At 33.6% G+C, this 13505-nt stretch carries 11 protein-coding genes; 6 read left to right on the forward strand and 5 right to left on the reverse strand.

Features of this window, described 5'->3' with window-relative positions:
* Positions 1 to 3 precede the first annotated feature (3 nt).
* The gene (locus ACPX19_RS02910) at positions 4 to 726 is read left to right on the forward strand and encodes a hypothetical protein (protein ID WP_426431382.1); all 723 of its coding nucleotides are present in this window, start codon (positions 4 to 6) and stop codon (positions 724 to 726) included.
* Here ACPX19_RS02910 and ACPX19_RS02915 read toward each other — a convergent pair.
* Both ACPX19_RS02915 and ACPX19_RS02920 read right to left on the reverse strand, forming a co-directional pair.
* Positions 709 to 1803 (reverse strand): ABC transporter permease, encoded by a 1095-nt coding sequence (locus ACPX19_RS02915; RefSeq protein ID WP_426431383.1) that lies wholly within the window; start codon positions 1801 to 1803, stop codon positions 709 to 711. The genes ACPX19_RS02910 and ACPX19_RS02915 overlap by 18 nt on opposite strands.
* Positions 1804 to 1809: 6 nt before the next feature.
* On the reverse strand, positions 1810 to 3987 hold the full coding sequence (locus ACPX19_RS02920) for a carboxy terminal-processing peptidase (protein ID WP_426431384.1): 2178 nt from the start codon (positions 3985 to 3987) through the stop codon (positions 1810 to 1812).
* A gap of 256 nt (positions 3988 to 4243) precedes the next feature.
* On the opposite strand from ACPX19_RS02920, the gene surE reads away from it, so the two are divergent.
* From surE to ACPX19_RS02945, 5 genes are read left to right on the forward strand one after another with little or no spacing between them, the layout of a single operon-like run.
* Positions 4244 to 5014, forward strand: coding sequence for a 5'/3'-nucleotidase SurE (gene surE / locus ACPX19_RS02925; protein WP_426431385.1), 771 nt, complete (start codon positions 4244 to 4246; stop codon positions 5012 to 5014).
* 42 nt (positions 5015 to 5056) lie between these two features.
* Positions 5057 to 5341 (forward strand): hypothetical protein, encoded by a 285-nt coding sequence (locus tag ACPX19_RS02930; RefSeq protein ID WP_426431386.1) that lies wholly within the window; start codon positions 5057 to 5059, stop codon positions 5339 to 5341.
* The gene (gene lpxB / locus ACPX19_RS02935) at positions 5341 to 6459 is read left to right on the forward strand and encodes a lipid-A-disaccharide synthase (RefSeq protein ID WP_426431387.1); all 1119 of its coding nucleotides are present in this window, start codon (positions 5341 to 5343) and stop codon (positions 6457 to 6459) included. The genes ACPX19_RS02930 and lpxB overlap by 1 nt, the downstream gene beginning before the upstream one ends.
* A gap of 24 nt (positions 6460 to 6483) precedes the next feature.
* Positions 6484 to 6996: a C40 family peptidase gene (locus tag ACPX19_RS02940; protein ID WP_426431388.1), complete on the forward strand. Its 513-nt coding sequence runs from the start codon at positions 6484 to 6486 to the stop codon at positions 6994 to 6996.
* A gap of 49 nt (positions 6997 to 7045) precedes the next feature.
* Complete coding sequence (locus ACPX19_RS02945) at positions 7046 to 9073, forward strand: ComEC/Rec2 family competence protein (protein ID WP_426431389.1); 2028 nt, start codon at positions 7046 to 7048, stop codon at positions 9071 to 9073.
* Between the two features lie 6 nt (positions 9074 to 9079).
* Here the strand turns inward: ACPX19_RS02945 and ACPX19_RS02950 are convergent, their stop codons facing one another.
* The 3 genes from ACPX19_RS02950 to ACPX19_RS02960 form a co-directional block, all read right to left on the reverse strand.
* A complete protein-coding gene (locus ACPX19_RS02950) occupies positions 9080 to 9649 on the reverse strand; it encodes a thioredoxin family protein (RefSeq protein ID WP_426431390.1) in 570 nt (189 codons plus the stop codon).
* 174 nt (positions 9650 to 9823) lie between these two features.
* Positions 9824 to 12028 (reverse strand): peptide MFS transporter, encoded by a 2205-nt coding sequence (locus ACPX19_RS02955; RefSeq protein WP_426431391.1) that lies wholly within the window; start codon positions 12026 to 12028, stop codon positions 9824 to 9826.
* A 64-nt stretch (positions 12029 to 12092) separates the two neighbouring features.
* Positions 12093 to 13490 carry a peptide MFS transporter gene (locus tag ACPX19_RS02960; protein WP_426431392.1) on the reverse strand — a complete coding sequence of 466 codons (1398 nt, stop codon included), beginning with the start codon at positions 13488 to 13490 and terminating at the stop codon, positions 12093 to 12095.
* Positions 13491 to 13505: the final 15 nt, after the last annotated feature.

Consider the following 13505-nt stretch of genomic DNA (forward strand, 5'->3'; position numbering starts at 1 on the left):
TATATGAATGAAAAAAAAATATTTATTCTGATTTTTATATTCTTCACAAACTATGTGTCCAGTCAGAAAGAAATTTATATTGATGAGCAGGGAGACACCATACCAAACTCACAGATTACTGAAAAAAAGAAAAGTTTAGGTAAATCTATTACGAGTTGGCGTTACATTGGTAAGGATGGGAATGAATATGTGAAATTGAGTAACAATAAATATCTAAAAGGAGTTTTTGATTATGAAATTATAAGAAAAGAACTTGAATATATTACCAATTCTAAAATCACTGATAGCAGCACAATAATCATAGAATACTTCTTCAAAGGGGATTTATGCACCAATGCAAGTAAAGACGACATATGGACTAAAGGAGAAATAAATAAGCGTAAGAGTTTCATCAAACCAATAAAAAAAGTGCTTGTTTCTAAAGGTATCTTTTTTGTTTGCCTATTTGAACTAGGCATAGAACTAAAAAACAAAGAAGAAAAGCCCAATGAATACTTCTTTACTGACAAAAAAGGTTTTTTTAAAGAAAATATTTTTTTAAACCAAAGTTCATGCGGCTCTTATGTTGCGATAAAACCAAATGGTGAAACACTAATTAGAAATGGTGGTGAATATAGAGCTGATTGGTTTGCCAATCATCTCACTGAAGAAAATTGGTCATTATTTTTTAAACCTGTAGAAGAAAAAACTAAGGAAGAAAAAAATACCTTAAGTTTTCACATCTAGAGCATCTCTTAGAGCATTACCCACTAACATAAATGCCATGACTAATAGCATAATACAAATCCCTGGAATTAGTGCTAAATACGGTTTACCAAGGATAATATAATTGTAGTGATCTTTTATCATAGCTCCCCAACTGGCCATTGGTGGTTGTGCTCCAATTCCTAAAAAACTCAGTCCACTTTCGATGAGAATTGCCGCTGCAAAATTTGCTGCTGAAATTACAATTAAAGGTCCAAAAATATTAGGTAAAATATGCTTTGTTATAATTCTGTAATCTGTATATCCTAAAGCTCTCGCAGCAGTAACGTATTGCATCTCTTTAGCACTAATTATCTGACCTCTTACAACTCTTGCCACTTCTACCCACATTGTTAAGCCAACCGCTATAAAAACCTGCCAGAAGCCTTTTCCCAATGCTAAGGTTATAGCTATGACCAAGAGTAAGGTTGGAATAGACCAAGTGACATTGATAATCCACATAATCACAGCATCTACCTTACCGCCATAATAACCTGCCAAACTTCCCATAAGCAAACCAACTACCAAAGAAATAAAAACCGCTATAAAACCAATAAAAAACGAAATGCGTGATCCGATTAAAATGCGGCTTAAATAGTCTCTACCATATTTATCTGTTCCAAAAATGAAACTCCGATTTTCTATAAAACTTTTATAATCGGAATTTGGAAATCGATCTAAACTAATTTGCTTTTCTATGCCTTGCAAGCCATCTGAGGCATACTCTACAAAGTGCAACTCATTATTCAGTACTTTGAAGGATTGGATCGGAATTTCTGTATCTGAATTTTCAGAACCAAAAAACAACTTAGATAAAAAACTCTGTTCAGATTCTACATTGGATGGAATAGTTAACATCTGAACCTCAAATCCTGGTGACTTAGAATGAATAGACAAATGCATCTGATTAGCATTCCTAGAATCATCTGGAGCAAATAGATAGGCGAAAATCGAGACCAAGCCTATAAAAGCAATTACCCCTAAACTTAAAACGCCCCAAAAGTTTTTTTTGAACTTTTGAAGCGCTAAATTTGTTAGAGAATTGCTTTGGTTTCCCATTAATATTTAATTCTTCACTTCTGCTAATTTATTTTTTATAGCATAAGTCATCTTTAAATCATTCAATACATTTAAAGCTTCTTCGATATATACATCTTTAGCTAAACTTTTGTGCCAGCGATTACGTTTTTCTTTTAAAACAGAGTCTTGCTCCATTAATTCGACCTCGTACGGCAAGGAAGTGAATGTTAAATTCGTATTATACTCTGATAGTTTTTCAAAACGTTTTGCTTCTTCCTCATTAAGCTCCATTTCTTTTTTATAGTTCTCATAGTTTAAAGAATAGCTTTCACGATCTCTGATTTTCTTTACCCATTTAGCATTAGCGTCAATTAATTTTAATTGCTCGTTAGCTGCCATACGCGCTTTACTTTTTTCTATCGTAGTGTCATAGTCAAAGTAATTAGCCCAAACCTCATAATCTACAGCATCTATTTTGTCCCATGGCAAAGGATTTTCCTGATCTTTTTCACCTATATCAATATAACTATATCTATCTGGCACTACCACATCACTCTTAACACCTTCTAATTGTGTTGAGCCTCCGTTGACTCTGTAAAACTTCTGAGTCGTAAATTTTAAAGCTCCTAAATCTCCGTTAGAATTATTACGAACCAATCGGTTTAAGTCTAACACATTCTGAACAGTTCCTTTTCCGTAAGTTTGCTTACTACCAATAACAATAGCACGTTTGTAATCTTGCATTGCAGCTGCTAAAATCTCGGAAGCTGAAGCTGATAATTCATTAACTAAAATTACCAAAGGCCCATCCCAAACTATAGACTTATCTCTATCTTTTAACACTTCTTTTGGTTGACCGGTTTCTTTAACTTGTACTACAGGCCCTTCTTCTATAAACAAGCCTGCTATATCTACAACTGTCTGCAACGATCCACCACCATTGTTTCTTAAATCTAACACTAAACCCTCAACACCCTCTTGCTTTAATCTTATGATTTCTTGCTTAATATCTGAAGCTGCATTTCTGTTTTTATAATCTTCAAAATCAACATAAAACTTAGGGAGATTAATTACCCCAAACTTTTTATCGTCTTTTATTACAGTAGATGATTTTGCATACGTTTCTTCCAACTCAACAATATCTCTTGTTATAGAAATATCTTCTATTGTGCCATCTACCTTTTTTAAAGTTAAAACTACTGTTGTACCTTTAGGCCCTTTTATTAGCTTAATCGCATCATCTAAACGCATACCAACAACGTTAACCGGCTTTTCTTCGTCTGATTGGCGCACTTTTAAAATTTCATCACCAACTTCCAACTCATTGGCTCTCCAAGCTGGCCCTCCACTAATGATTTCGTTTACCATTATGGCATCCATTTTCTTCTGAAGCCTTGCTCCAATACCTTCAAAGTTACCAGACATAGCTACATCAAAACGGTCTTTATCTTCTGGTGCGAAGTAGAAGGTATGCGGATCAAACTCTTCTACTATGGCATTGATGTATACCGCAAACCAATCTTTGCGTTGTCTATCATCAATAAAATCATAAAGCTCGTCAAGCGAACGTTTAGTTGCTTCTCTAGCTTCTTTTTCAAGCTCTGCTAAAGATTTCTTATCTGATTTTTTAGATTTTTCATTTTGAGCAGAAAAAACACTTTCAGGAAGCATATTTGATTCTAAATCGGTATCTCGTTGGGATATAGCATCGTCATAATTAGCAATGGTAGAAAACTTAAGTTGTTGTCTCCAACGCTCTTTCATCTCGCGCTTATTTTTTACGTATTCTAAGGTTTCATAGTCAGCCGTATAACTTTCGTCTTTTGTAAAATCAAAAGGCTTTTCTAAAATTTCAGCATAAATGGCCTTCGATTCTTCAATTCGTTTTAACAGACGCTCGTATGTTAAATTGAAAAAAGCGACGTCATAGTCTTTTATCTGATCATCTAATTGGGTTTTAAAAGCTTCAAACTCTTTAATATCGGACTCGTAGAAATACCTCTTGAATGGATCTAACTGATTTAGATAATCTTCAAAAACGTTTTCAGAAAAACTATCATTTAAGTCCTGTGGATTAAAATGTCCATTATCTAAAACATATGTGATTAACTGAATAAGCAGTTTATCCTTGTCTGGATTATCATCAAACTTCTTACTCGTAAAGCTACATGAAGCAAAAGCAATTAAGAATGCTAACAGTAAAAACTTATAATTCCCTTTCATGTGATACTATTTATTATTTTTTGGTCAGATGGAACGTCCTTTATATATTAATTTCGTCTAATTATAATTTTAAACTCGGATGTTTCATCTTTATAATTTTTCTAATTACAATAAGTATGTAATGATTATTTTCACTAAAATAGAAGAAAAAACCATGCCATAAAAAATCATGGCACTAATTTTTTGTTAAAGGTACAAATACTTCTACTTCTTATGGTTTTTAGTATTTTTACCCAACCTAAAATCTCAATATAGTATGGCTAAGCGTCCTCTAATTTTAGTAACTAATGATGATGGTATTACAGCACCAGGAATACGTACACTAATTAGTGTGATGAATACTATTGGAGATGTTGTAGTTGTTGCTCCGGATAGTCCGCAAAGTGCTATGGGACATGCTATTACTGTGAATGCTACACTTTATCTAGAAAAGGTAAATATAGATGGAAAACAGCCAGAATATAGTTGCTCTGGCACACCTGCCGACTGTGTAAAATTGGCTGTTAGAGAAATTTTGGATCGTAAACCAGATATATGTGTATCAGGCATTAATCATGGCTCCAACTCCTCTATTAATGTCATTTATTCAGGCACAATGAGTGCAGCCTTAGAAGCTGGTATAGAAGGTATTCCTGCCATTGGTTTTTCACTTTTAGATTATAATTGGAATGCTAATTTTGAGCATTGCAAATCTTTTGTTGAAACCATTACCAGACAAGTTTTGGAACATGGATTGCCAGATGGAGTGGTATTGAATGTGAACTTGCCTAATCTAAACAAGAAAGACATAAAAGGTATAAAAGTATGCAGACAAGCACGTGCCAATTGGGTCGAAGAATTTGACAAACGTGTTAACCCAATGGGTAGAGAATATTACTGGTTAGCAGGAAAGTTTGTAAATATGGATAAGGGAGAAGACACTGATGAATGGGCTTTAGCAAATGGTTATGTATCTATTGTTCCTGTTCAATTTGACTTAACTGCTCATCATACAATTCAATCGTTAAACACTTGGAAGTTGAATTAATTTCAGAATGAAATGACACTAACACCAACTAAAAATATAAACATGAATAAAGATATAGTTATTGGGTTTTTGGTTGGTATTATTGCAACATTTCTAGGGCTTTTAGTAGCTATCCAAATTTTTGGAAATGATGATGATTGGCTACTAATTTTAAAACAAAGTGCTCAGCGTGGCATCTTAACCAAGATGATTAGTCTTGGTGCTTTACCTAATCTGGCAATTTTCTTTTTCTTTCTTAGAAAGAAAAAAGATAATAGAGCTCAAGGTGTGCTTATAGCGATAATGTTAGTGTTTATAATAACAATGATCATTAAATTTTTCAATTGATGAAATATTACATCATTGCTGGCGAGGCCTCAGGTGACTTACACGGATCAAATCTTATGAAAGCTTTATTAAAAGAAGATGATAAAGCTGATATTCGTTTTTGGGGAGGTGATTTAATGCAAGCTGTTGGTGGTGAATTGGTAATGCACTACAAAGAGCGTCAGTTTATGGGTTTTGCGGAAGTGATTATGAATCTCAGAAAAATTTCTGGTCATATTAAGTTCTGTAAAAAAGATATTACGCAGTTTCAACCTGATGTCATCATATTTATTGACAATTCTGGTTTTAACTTAAGAATTGCTAAGTGGGCAAAAGAACAAAACTTTAGAACGCACTATTATATTTCCCCTCAGGTTTGGGCTTCTAGAGCGAGTCGTGTTGAGAAAATAAAGCGCGATATTGATGCGATGTACTGCATCCTTCCTTTTGAAAAGGACTTTTATAAAACCTATGGTTATGATGTTCACTTTGTAGGTCACCCATTAATTGATGCCATCGCAGACCGACCACAAGTTGATGAAACTGAATTTAGAAAAACACATCAATTAAGCAATCTTCCAATTATTGCATTATTGCCGGGAAGTAGAAAACAAGAAATTACCAAAATGCTAGGTGTTATGCTCAGCCTAGTTGATGATTTTAAAGATTATCAATTTGTAATTGCTGGTGCTCCGAGTCAGGATTTTGAGTTTTACAAAACCTTTATCAAAAAGAATAATGTTAGCTTTATTTCTAATAAAACTTATGATTTGTTGAGCATATCCTATGCTGCCTTGGTAACTTCTGGCACAGCAACCTTAGAAACGGCTTTATATAAAGTTCCGCAAGTTGTGTGTTATAAAGCAAATGCTATATCATATCATATCGCAAAACGCATTATAACTTTAAAATTCATTTCGCTTGTCAACCTTATTATGGATCGAGAAGTAGTTGCCGAATTAATACAAGGAGACCTCAACAAAAAACGCTTAAAGAAAGAATTGAATGCTATTTTAAATTCAGATAAAAGAGATCAATTATTTTTAGACTATTTTGAACTTGAGAAAAAATTAGGTGGCAAAGGAGCAAGTTCAAAAGCTGCCAAACTCATTGTTAATTCAGTAAGCAGTAGAGAGTAATCAGTAGACAGTATGTAAAACCTTATGAAAAAAATTATATTATTTATTTGTGTTATTGCCACATTAACAAGTTGTAAAGCAAAAAAATCATATTCTACATCAAATAAGCGACAAACACATACGGTAAAAGTCAATACGTCCACTAAACCATCTGAAGAAGGTGAAGCCATAGCCAATTATGCTAAAAAGTTCAACGGTACGCGTTATAAATATGGTGGCACCACAAAACGAGGCATGGATTGCTCTGGTTTGGTCTACACAACATTTAAAGACAATAACATTACTGTACCAAGAACAACTGGAAGCTTATCATCTTACGGAGATTGGATAGACCTTAAAGAGGTTAATGTTGGCGACCTAGTATTTTTCGCCACCAAAAAAAATAGTCGAAAAGTCAACCATGTTGGCATTGTAACTAACATACACACAGGTAATGTAGAATTTATTCATGCCTCTACGAGCAGAGGCGTTATTATTTCGTCTTTGGCAGAGCAATACTGGTATTTTGCATTTGTACAGGCAAGGCGAGTTTTGTAATATTTTTCTTAACAAATACTTTCTTTTATTATATTAGTAACTCACAATCATGAAGTTACTAAATTTCACTATAATAAAACTTACAGTTTGTCTAATTCTAGGCATCTGTATTGCCCATTATTTTAAACCCAATTTTAGTATAGCCATATACTTATCGTTGGGATTAGTTGCTTTTATTTTTATCTATTACTTAAGCCTAAAACAAAAGATTAATCGTTCTCCATACTTTGCCATACTCGCTTACTGCTGTATGGTTAGTCTTGGCATCAATGCCTATAATATACAAGACGAAAAACGACAACCTCAACATTACACAAATTTAAGCTTACAAGAACCCTCTGAACTAACATTTAAAATAAACGAGCGTCTAAAACCTGATTCTTATAACGATAAATATATTGTCTCATTGATTTCAGCTAATCAAAGAAAAGCTTTAGGAAAACTACTCATCAACATCAAAAGAGACTCCACAATTAACACTCTACCTGTAGATGCCATTATTTTTACCAAATCAGATTTAAGAGATATTCAAAAACCGTTAAATCCACATCAGTTTGATTATAGCAAGTATTTAGAATTAAGGCAGGTTTATAATCAAATCTATCTACAATCCAATGAAATCCTAATACTATCAGACCAACCTAAAACTATTTATGGTTTTGCAGACCAATTGAGGGCTTCCATCAACACAAAACTGATTAAAGCAGGCATTAAAAATGATGTTTTAAGCATCATTAATGCATTACTATTAGGGCAACGACAAACTATTGACAAAAGCATCTATAACAATTACGTGAATTCTGGAACCATACATATACTCGCTGTTTCTGGCTTGCATGTTGGGATTCTATTGCTCATTCTCAATTTTATATTTAAGCCTTTACTCCTTCTTAAATATGGACAAGTGTTAAGACCATTGCTAATTGTTATTCTCCTATGGTTATTTGCTGTCATTGCGGGTTTGTCTCCTTCGGTTACTAGAGCTGTTACCATGTTTAGTATTATAAGTATTGCCATGCATCTTAAACGACCAACTAATATTTATAATACTTTGGCTATTTCAGCATTTTTTATTTTACTCATTAAACCGACATTTTTATTTGAAGTGGGTTTTCAGATGAGTTATTTAGCGGTTTTAGGCATTGTGAGTATTCAACCTATTTTGTATAACCTATGGCAACCTAAATTTTTGATTATTGATAAACCTTGGCAGATATTTACGGTAACACTCGCTGCTCAAACAGGTGTCTTACCGATAAGCTTATTTTATTTTCATCAGTTTCCCGGGTTGTTCTTTATTTCAAACCTTGTAGTAATTCCTTTTTTAGGATTGATACTTGGGTTTGGCCTTTTGGTTATTGTAATGGCTTTAGTTGGTTTTCTTCCTAAACCTGTAGTTGAAATTTATAGCTTTATTATAGAGTCCTTAAACGGATTCATTGCTTGGGTGGCTCAGTTTGAAGATTTTTTGTTTAGGGATATTCCTTTCACTTTGATTCAAGTATTATGTACATATACTATAATTATCAGTGTAGTTCAGGTATACAAATTCAAAACTTTTAAATGGGCAGCAATTTGTCTCGTTGGTATTATTTGTCTTCAAGGCACCTATCTTTATAACAACTTCAAAAATCAAAAGGAGGCTTTTATCGTCTTTAATAAAAGTCGGTTTTCAATGATAGGCCTAAAAAAGAATGACAAACTAGAGATTCATCATAATTTAGATGCTTTGAAATTAACTGATGACAACATTATTAAGAACTACAGAGTTGGTGAATTAATAGCTAGTATAACTACGGATAGTTTGCAAAATGTCTATCAATTTAAAAACAAGACATTATTAGCTGTAGATAGTCTAGGCATTTATAAAAACTTGTCATTTCAACCTGATTATATTTTGCTTCTTAACTCTCCGAGAATCAATCTAAACAGAGTTATTGACAGTCTAAAGCCACAGAACATTGTTGCAGATGCCAGTAATTATAAATCATACGTAGAACGCTGGAAAGTAACTTGTAGGGCTAAAAAAATCCCTTTCCATTACACTAATGAAAAGGGAGCTTTTATTCTTAAGTAACCTTAATTATTCCTTAAAAGTAGGCTCAAAGTTTTTATAATACTCATTAAACTTCTCTTGGGTATCCATTTCTTTGTACTTATCTGTCTTAAATAGTTTTAAGTACAATTCTATTTGACGCGGTTTTAAATATCCAGAAATTGGTGCAATATACTCACCTTCTTCATCAAAAAACACCATTGTTGGATATGCTCTTACATTAAGAGAACGTGCAAACTCATGTGCACTATTACGTCTATTTGCTTTAGCAGGATCGTAATTAGGATTTGTGTATGTTTTATCTTTATAGGTTACTGTATCATTTCCTTCACCGTTAAATTTTACAGCGTAATAATGTTCATTTATATAATCTACAACGTCTTCATTGTGAAATGTATTTTTGTCGAGCATTTTGCATGGCCCACACCAATTGGTATAAACATCCATGATGATTTTTTTTGGTTTTTTTTCTTGAAGCTTAATAGCTTCCTCTAAAGTCATCCAATTAATCTCTTTTTCTGGTGTTTCGTTAGCATTTTGAAACGAGGCTAATGTTCCAAAAGCCACAAACGCTATAAGTAGTTTTATTCTTTTCATCTGTTTTTATTTTATTGATTTGAGATGTCAGATGGAATTCGCAAGTTAATCAGGGGCTCGATTAACAGACTTTTTATTTCCACTCATTTCATGGTTAATTTGTTACAAATGTTGTACCGAACTTACAAAAATGCTCCTAAACAGGAGCATTTTCTTTTATTTTTAACGGTTTGGTTAACGTACACCGTGCATTAATTTTTTAATTACTGGTGTTGTAAACCATGCCAATAAACTCAAAATTACTGAGACTCCTGTGAGATACCAGAAAAATGTACTTATACCAGCTTCTTTGGCAATACCTTCTGATAACTCCCCAAAAATACCTGCCAATTTCATACCTATAGCTACAGCCAAATACCAAACCCCAAACATAACCGCAATCATTCTACTAGGCACAAGCTTACTTACATAAGATAGTGCTACTGGTGATACGCAGAGTTCACCCATTGTATGGAATAGATACACAAAAACCAGAATAAACATGCTTGTCTGAGCAGATTTCTGACCTGGCTCTATACCTCCAGCTCCAATGGCAATAACCAACATACCTAAACCGAGTAATGCCATACCAATGGCATACTTACCATTTGCTGTTGGGTTATATTTACTTTCCCACCATTTAGAAAATAGTGGTGCTAAGGCAATAATAAATAGAGAGTTAAGAATATTAAACCAAGTTGCACCAATCTCTACAGCACTTTCCTTGGCCGTAACAGTGGCATTGGTGTTGTTTTTTCCATGCATATCGTATTTAAGATCATGAGTTATAAATAATTGTTTCTCATCAGCCTTTTTCAAATCTTTAAAATCCCCTGACAACTTTACTTCTTTAGTTAGGGTTTCGCCTTTTGCGTTTGTAAAAGAAAAAACAGCAAACTTATTCTTAATAGCAGCACCTATTTTATCGCGTTCAAAAATATCGGTAACGACTGCATTGAAAATCTCTCCTTGTTCTTCTTCGTCTTTATTAAACAAGTAATTGTCCTTCACATAGTTGCTTTTATTTTCTTCTGCATTAGCGTCATAAACATCAACAGATTCATTATCTGTTACTGCCATAGACTCGCCATTTGCAAACTCATTGAAGGTTACGATTTTTGCTGTTTTGTTATTACCATTGTTATCTACATATTCCACCACATAAGAAGCAGATTTATAATCATTGTAAACTTTCATGATCGCTAATGCCCAAATTATCACAAAACTGAACGACAGAATAATATTAGACAATGCATACTTCTTAATAGTTCTTTTAAAAAGCTGAATAAGTACATAAGTAATTATGGCGAGTGGCACTATAGTTATCAATGCATCTACAATCTTGAATATATTACCCATAGTACCTTCTAGAATTCTTTGAGTATAATCTCTAGCATATAAGTTTAACGATCCTGGTGCCTGCTCAAATAATGCCCAAAAAAACATGGTGATAAAAGCAAAAAATACGATTGCTAGCATTCGATCTCTAACTACTGGAATGTATTTAGGTATTCTAATTGCTAATAATAGTATGAATAGTAATAAAGCCATAATAATTACCACTGTATTGCCATCAAGCCCAAAAAGTTCAAAATTGTAAATATTATAGTTGCCTTCGGTAATTTTTGAAATAGGGTCATTTAAAATCCATGTCAAACCTAATACAGAACAAACAACAATAATTACTTGTTGAAACTTAGTAAATGGATTTTTTGGGCCACCGTTTTCCTCTGAATAAATTGCTACATCTTCTTTTGATTCTTTCTTAGGTTTTTTACCTACTTCACCAAATATATTTTGTGCAAACCAAAATTGTAACAACCCAAAAAGCATGAAAATCCCTGCGACACCAAATCCATAACTCCAACCGATTTTTTCTCCTAAATAACCGCATATCATAATTCCAAAGAATGCTCCTGCATTAACACCCATATAGAAAATAGTATAAGCACCATCTTTTTTCTCAGGGACGTCTTTATACATTTCTGAGATGATAGAAGTCATATTTGGCTTGAAAAAACCACTTCCAAAAACTAATAGAACTAACCCAAAATATATAAAAAATGGGGTTTCAACAGCCATACACCCATGACCTAAAGTCATAAGCAAGGCACCGACAACAACAGCCCATCTGTAGCCAATTACTTTATCAGCAAAGTAACCACCAATCATTGTAGATAGATATACTAAAGATGCATAGGTACCAAAAATAGCTAAAGCATGTTCTTTAGGCCAACCCCAACCTTGATCTAAAATTGAAGCTGTAAAAAACAACACAAGCAATACTCGCATTCCATAATAAGAAAAACGCTCCCACATTTCGGTAAAGAATAGCACAAACAGACCTGCTGGATGTCCCATTACTTTAGTGTCAAAAAAGCTTTCATTAGAATTATTCATAAATCTTAAAGTATTTAGTTAGTAGAGAAAACCCTCATAAACAACATTTACGAGGGTAATATTTTTAGCTATTAATATCTGGGTCTGCCAGTTCGTACTTTTCTGATTCTAGCATTTCATGTTCGTTGTCTTCAGCACCGTGTGTTAGTTTTTCCAATTTTTTTCTGAAGACCATAACTAACAATCCAAATGATACGCAGAAAACAGCAATACCAGTGAAAATTGTAAACTCACCTAATTTTTCCGAAGCCTCACCTAGTAGGCCTGCAAGCTTGTTACCAAAACCTGTCATAGCAAAATAAACACCCATCATTAACGAAGCATATTTTAAAGGTGCCAATTTGGTAATATAAGATAATGCCACTGGTGATATACAAAGTTCTCCAATAGTATGGAATAAATAAGCTAGTACTAACCAGTACATTGCTGATGCACCAGTGCTTTCATATTGTGCTGATGCAGCTGTCATAAAAAAGAAACCAGTACCCATGATGATGAGACCAACAATCATTTTAAAAAGACCTGTAGACAATTTCCCTTTTAATTTTCTCTTAGCCCAATAACCTGCAACTAAAGTACCCAAGAAAATGATAAACATAGCATTTAATGATTGAAACCAAGAAGCTGGCACTTCCCATCCCATTAACATACGGTTAGTCTTTTCTGAAGCATAAATATTCATTAGACCACCTGCTTGTTCAAAAGCACCCCAAAACACGATTACCAGCAAAAATGAAATAAATAAAACAACAACTCTATCTTTTTCTATTTTAGTTAATGGCTTATCCATTGCCTCCTTTTCAAAAGTATTTTCTGATTCACCTAGGAAATTCCCAACTTGTTTTAAGTATTTCAATCCAACTAAATATTGAATTAATCCTGCTGCCATACCTATACCTGCAAGACCGAAACCATAATGCCAACCATGCACTTCACCAACATAACCAACAATTAAACTCGAAAGAAATGCGCCTATATTTATACCTATATAAAAAATAGTGAAACCTTTATCACGTCTGATATCTCCTTGTTTATACAAACCACCAACCATAGTAGAAATATTAGGTTTTAACATCCCAACACCTGCTATAATAAGACCCAAACCTGTGTAAAATGCCCACATTTGTTCTACAGCAAGAATACTGTGTCCTGCTACTAATAAGATTCCTCCGTATAGAACAGATTTTTTTTGGCCTAAAAACTTATCTGCTATCCACCCACCTGGTATTGAGGCTACATAAACAAGCATGGTGTACCATCCATAAAGTGCTAAAGCTTCTCCATTGGTCCAACCCAATCCTGCATTATCACCAGTAGTCTGAGCTACTAAATACAATACTAAAATTGCACGCATTCCATAGTATGAAAAGCGTTCCCACATTTCGGTAAAAAATAAAACATATAATCCTACTGGATGCCCAAATAATTCTTTTTGATGCGGTTGTTTAATTGCTGTTGACATATAATTTATATTAGT

This window comes from Winogradskyella sp. HB-48 (assembly GCF_049942685.1).
GTDB lineage: Bacteria > Bacteroidota > Bacteroidia > Flavobacteriales > Flavobacteriaceae > Winogradskyella.

What these genes read in the sequence shown, in the direction of transcription:
- lpxB (WP_426431387.1), top strand. Translation starts at nt 5,341, where the DNA reads ATGAAATATTACATCATTGCTGGCGAGGCCTCAGGTGACTTACACGGA.
- surE (WP_426431385.1), top strand. Translation starts at nt 4,244, where the DNA reads ATGGCTAAGCGTCCTCTAATTTTAGTAACTAATGATGATGGTATTACA.
- ACPX19_RS02910 (WP_426431382.1), top strand. Translation starts at nt 4, where the DNA reads ATGAATGAAAAAAAAATATTTATTCTGATTTTTATATTCTTCACAAAC.
- ACPX19_RS02920 (WP_426431384.1), bottom strand. Translation starts at nt 3,987, where the DNA reads ATGAAAGGGAATTATAAGTTTTTACTGTTAGCATTCTTAATTGCTTTT.
- ACPX19_RS02960 (WP_426431392.1), bottom strand. Translation starts at nt 13,490, where the DNA reads ATGTCAACAGCAATTAAACAACCGCATCAAAAAGAATTATTTGGGCAT.
- ACPX19_RS02955 (WP_426431391.1), bottom strand. Translation starts at nt 12,028, where the DNA reads ATGAATAATTCTAATGAAAGCTTTTTTGACACTAAAGTAATGGGACAT.
- ACPX19_RS02915 (WP_426431383.1), bottom strand. Translation starts at nt 1,803, where the DNA reads ATGGGAAACCAAAGCAATTCTCTAACAAATTTAGCGCTTCAAAAGTTC.
- ACPX19_RS02940 (WP_426431388.1), top strand. Translation starts at nt 6,484, where the DNA reads ATGAAAAAAATTATATTATTTATTTGTGTTATTGCCACATTAACAAGT.
- ACPX19_RS02930 (WP_426431386.1), top strand. Translation starts at nt 5,057, where the DNA reads ATGAATAAAGATATAGTTATTGGGTTTTTGGTTGGTATTATTGCAACA.
- ACPX19_RS02950 (WP_426431390.1), bottom strand. Translation starts at nt 9,649, where the DNA reads ATGAAAAGAATAAAACTACTTATAGCGTTTGTGGCTTTTGGAACATTA.
- ACPX19_RS02945 (WP_426431389.1), top strand. Translation starts at nt 7,046, where the DNA reads ATGAAGTTACTAAATTTCACTATAATAAAACTTACAGTTTGTCTAATT.